Source organism: Pseudoalteromonas sp. 20-92, from assembly GCF_030847595.1.
GTDB lineage: Bacteria > Pseudomonadota > Gammaproteobacteria > Enterobacterales > Alteromonadaceae > Pseudoalteromonas > Pseudoalteromonas fuliginea.
Genome location: NZ_JANJGQ010000099.1, coordinates 1 through 290 on the forward strand (window position 1 = coordinate 1; position 290 = coordinate 290).

The window sequence follows — 290 nt, forward strand, 5'->3', positions numbered from 1 at the left end:
CATGTATCTGTTGGTTGGCATATGACAGCTAACACATTGTGCACCGGTTGATTGTTCTTTATGACGATGATGCTCGGATTTGTTGTATTCACTGGCACTGTGACACTGCAAGCATAGCCCATTCGTTTTTGTTTTAACTTTCATAGTGTGTTTATCGTGGCAGTCAACGCAGTTAACACCGGCTTTGTACATTTTACTTTGTACAAAAGAACCAAACACATACACTTCTTCTTTAATTTGACCATCGGCGTGATACAAATTAGGTTCTAAAAATGAAGGACTAAATTGGT

General features: G+C 38.6%; 1 protein-coding gene. It reads right to left on the reverse strand.

The window, feature by feature from the left end; translation table 11 throughout:
- The coding region (locus tag NRL14_RS20910; protein WP_306725528.1) for a cytochrome c3 family protein at nucleotides 1-290 on the reverse strand (290 nt) is incomplete at both ends.